Source organism: Flavobacterium branchiophilum NBRC 15030 = ATCC 35035 (assembly GCF_002217205.1).
In the GTDB taxonomy this organism is placed as follows: domain Bacteria; phylum Bacteroidota; class Bacteroidia; order Flavobacteriales; family Flavobacteriaceae; genus Flavobacterium; species Flavobacterium branchiophilum.
Window position 1 is genome coordinate 1 of the sequence record NZ_MUGT01000143.1, and the last position, 3,984, is coordinate 3,984.

Annotated in this window: 3 protein-coding genes; all 3 read left to right on the forward strand. The window is 30.8% G+C overall.

The window, feature by feature from the left end:
• The first annotated feature begins 280 nt into the window (after nucleotides 1–280).
• The 3 genes from B0A58_RS13820 (at nucleotide 281) to metK (ending at nucleotide 3,865) form a co-directional block, all read left to right on the forward strand.
• Complete coding sequence (locus B0A58_RS13820; RefSeq protein WP_014083239.1) at nucleotides 281–970, forward strand: Bax inhibitor-1/YccA family protein; 690 nt, start codon at nucleotides 281–283, stop codon at nucleotides 968–970.
• 402 nt (nucleotides 971–1,372) lie between these two features.
• Entirely contained in the window at nucleotides 1,373–2,428 is a 1,056-nt protein-coding gene (locus tag B0A58_RS13825) for a hypothetical protein (protein WP_133063147.1), read from the forward strand.
• Between the two features lie 186 nt (nucleotides 2,429–2,614).
• Nucleotides 2,615–3,865 carry a methionine adenosyltransferase gene (metK, locus tag B0A58_RS13830; protein ID WP_089081550.1) on the forward strand — a complete coding sequence of 417 codons (1,251 nt, stop codon included), beginning with the start codon at nucleotides 2,615–2,617 and terminating at the stop codon, nucleotides 3,863–3,865.
• The last annotated feature ends 119 nt before the right edge of the window (nucleotides 3,866–3,984 follow it).

Below are 3,984 nucleotides of genomic sequence, written 5' to 3' on the forward strand. Positions count from 1 at the left end.
TTTGCGTAAGATGAGTAATTCAAATATCACAACCCGTTTTTGCATCTTCTGTTACCTATATCATTCCGGGTGTGGCATTGATTTGGGGTGTTATGGATGGCGAAAAACTAACTTTATTTCAATTATTTGGTGGATTGATTGTATTATTTGGTGTTTTTTTATCAAGCAAAAAATAAACATTTACATACAAAACATAATTTTTTCACAAAAATTCCAATAATTATTTGTTTGTTTAAAAATAATGATTAATTTTATATCAAATTTAAAACTAAATTAGATTATGTACACTCAAAACATTTTAGTTGCTCATGCTAGTAGTACAGAGCAAGCAACTTTTTACAAAAAAACATATTTACATGTAGCTTTAGCAGTACTATCGTTTATTATTGTAGAATCTTTTTTATTAAAAGTAGTTCCAGAAAGCATTGTTATTTCTATGATTTCATCACGATTTTTGTGGTTGTTTTTAATTGGCATTTTCTGGTTGGGCTCTGTTCTAACTACCAACATGACTATGGCAGCCTCTAGGGACAAACAATATTTAGGACTGGGATTGTATGTGTTTTTAGAAGGCTTTTTATTTTTGCCCCTTATTACAATTGCCATTCAAATGACGGGAGGCGATGTCATTATGCAAGCAGCCTTGATTACTTTGTTTATGTTTTTAGGATTAACCGCCGTGGTTTTTTTAACAAAAGCTGATTTTTCTTTTTTAAGAACGGCATTGGTTATTGGAGGTTTTCTATCAATTGGTATAGTGATAGTTGGTGCCTTGTTTGGATTTAATTTAGGTCTTTGGTTTTCTGTTTTTATGGTAGTATTAGCATCGGGCAGTATTTTATATCAAACAAATCAAATAAAAAACCAATATGGTACAGCACAATATGTGGGTGCTGCACTTCAATTGTTTGCTTCTGTCATGATGTTGTTTTGGTACATTTTGAGAATTTTAATGAGCCGTAGAAACTAAATTTCTACATTGATAGTTAGCGCTACTTTACTTGTTTGATTTTTATTTGTTTCTTCGTTATTTATATAAAGGTTGTTTAAAATTTTTTTAAACAACCTTTTTTTAGGTATTATTATGACATTATTTAAAACAATACTATATAAAAAAATACAAAACCCTCATGTGGTTGTATTATTAATTTTATTAAATACAGCATTGATAATGAATTTTAATTTTGTTGTATGGCAAAACCTATTTTCAATATTGTCATTATCAATAAGCATAATAATGCTCATTTACAAACGTTTTTTTATAGGTTACTTATTACATTTTACATTATTTTCTTATTATTTGCTACCACATTTTCCAAGGATGGCAAACCATTGCAATATTGAACTTGCTGTGCTAGGTTGTTTTTATATCATGGCACTATTTTATATATTAAAAAACAAACCGTTATTATCCTATCAAACCATAACACTATTATGTAGAACTACTTTGGTTTGGGTTTATTTTTATGCAGGATTTCACAAGCTCAATTCTGGTTTTTTTAGCACTTGTTATTCTTGTGCAAACTTTGTTCATGTGCAATTCCTTAAAAACATTACAGGCCATGATTATATTTTAGATCCAAATGTATTATTACTATTGCAAGTGGCTACTATAATAATTGAAATGATTGTCCCATTTGGATTGTTTCATCAAAGTACACGAAAAATCACTGCATGTATATTGCTTTTTTTTCACGGGTATTTATCCTTAATATATTATGCGGATTTTAGTGCTCTTGCTGTTTTTTTGCTATTTGGATCTGTTGCAAACTTTGAAAACAATAAAACTGAATACCAAAAAACGTCCCTTTATGTCATTATATCCATATTGGCAATCCTTATTAGATCAATGCTACTTCACGCCAACACTACATTGGCAAATCAATGTTTTATTTTTGGCATCATTTATAATGTTGGATTGACAACATGGGTGTTTTACAATTTTGTTCATTTTAAAAAACTAAAAAATACATTTACAAAAAAACATTATACAATTGCTTTTATACCCTTTGTAATAATTAGTTTGTGGACATTAAAAACATATATAGGCCTTGGTAATTGTGCTAATTTGACAATGTTTAGCAATTTAATTACCTTAAAAAATGAAAGTAATCATTTTTTAATTGATACAAAAAACACCAAACTATTTCAGTATGAAGAAGATTATATATTAATATTATCTATAAAAGGTTTGAAATATAAAACAGGATTAGAGCATCAAAGGCTGCCAATAATAGAATTCAAGTACCTGAGTAGCAAATGGATCAAACAAAATCATGAAACAATAAGTGTTTTATACCATTATCAAAACAAAACTTATTTAATATCCGATTTAAAAAAACATGAGTATTCAAAATCAGATTGGTGGTATCAATTTGTTTTTTTTAGAAAAATTCAGCCAATCAATAAAAATAAATGTATTTGGTAAAATAAAGTCCCCAAAATAGCAAACAATTAAAATCAATTTAATACCTTTGCAGCATTAAAAAACAAGAGGAAAAATTTGAACTGATTGCAACCTCATAAAAAAAATGCTAAAGCAGCTTACTTCTTTAGACTTTTTAAGTAAATCATTACAAATATTTGCTCGCTTAATATTTAAAATACTATTTTTATGGCTTATTTATTTACGTCAGAATCTGTTAGCGAAGGACACCCAGACAAAGTAGCAGATCAAATTTCAGATGCGTTAATTGACAATTTTTTAGCTTTCGACCCAGAGTCAAAAGTAGCTTGTGAAACATTGGTAACCACAGGTCAAGTAATTTTGGCTGGTGAGGTAAAATCGAACACCTACTTAGATGTACAAAGCATTGCAAGAGAGGTAATTAGAAAAATTGGTTACACAAAAAGTGAGTACATGTTTGAGGCCAATTCATGTGGTATATTATCTGCTATACACGAACAATCTGCAGATATTAATCAAGGAGTTGATAGAGCAAGCAAAGAAGAGCAAGGTGCTGGCGATCAGGGAATGATGTTTGGCTATGCAACCAACGAAACGGAAGATTACATGCCGTTAGCACTTAATTTATCGCACAAATTATTGCAAGAATTAGCTGCATTGCGTCGTGAAAACAGCGAAATAAAATACTTACGTCCAGATGCAAAATCGCAAGTAACGTTAGAGTATGACGACAACAACAAGCCTACTCGAATAGATGCTATTGTTATATCTACACAACACGACGATTTTGACGAAGAGGCAACCATGTTAGCCAAAATCAAGTCTGATGTTATTTCGATATTGATACCAAGAATTATTAAAAACAACCCACAATATGCTCATTTATTTAATGATGCTATTCAATACCATATCAACCCTACCGGCAAATTTGTAATTGGTGGCCCACATGGCGATACTGGTTTGACAGGAAGAAAAATTATTGTAGATACCTATGGCGGTAAAGGTGCACATGGTGGTGGTGCTTTCTCTGGAAAAGATCCAAGTAAAGTAGATAGAAGTGCCGCTTATGCAACCCGACACATTGCTAAAAATTTAGTAGCTGCTGGTGTTGCAGATGAAATTTTGGTACAAGTGTCTTATGCTATTGGTGTTGCAAAACCAATGGGTATTTTTATTGAAACTTATGGCACCTCAAAAGTAGATTTGACTGATGGTGAAATAGCCAAAAAAGTTGAAGCTATATTTGACATGAGACCTTATTTTATTGAGCAACGATTGAAATTAAGAAACCCTATTTATAGCGAAACGGCTGCTTATGGACACATGGGTCGCAAATCGGAAACTGTTTCAAAAACTTTCAAATCGCCAAGTGGCGAAACCAAAACCCTTGAAGTTGAGTTGTTTACATGGGAAAAATTAGACTATGTAGCGCAAGTAAAATCAGCCTTTGGCTTGTAATTACTTTGTCATATATTTTAAAAAGCTGCCTTTTAGGCGGCTTTTTTTTTGATATAAAAACAAAAGATTATTTGTAAATTTGCCAAAACACAAAAAAAACATAATACCAAATATATTTA

Excerpts from the sequence above, each read along its gene's own strand:
- B0A58_RS13820 (WP_014083239.1), top strand. The coding sequence starts at position 281 with ATGTACACTCAAAACATTTTAGTTGCTCATGCTAGTAGTACAGAGCAA.
- B0A58_RS13825 (WP_133063147.1), top strand. The coding sequence starts at position 1,373 with ATGGCACTATTTTATATATTAAAAAACAAACCGTTATTATCCTATCAA.
- metK (WP_089081550.1), top strand. The coding sequence starts at position 2,615 with ATGGCTTATTTATTTACGTCAGAATCTGTTAGCGAAGGACACCCAGAC.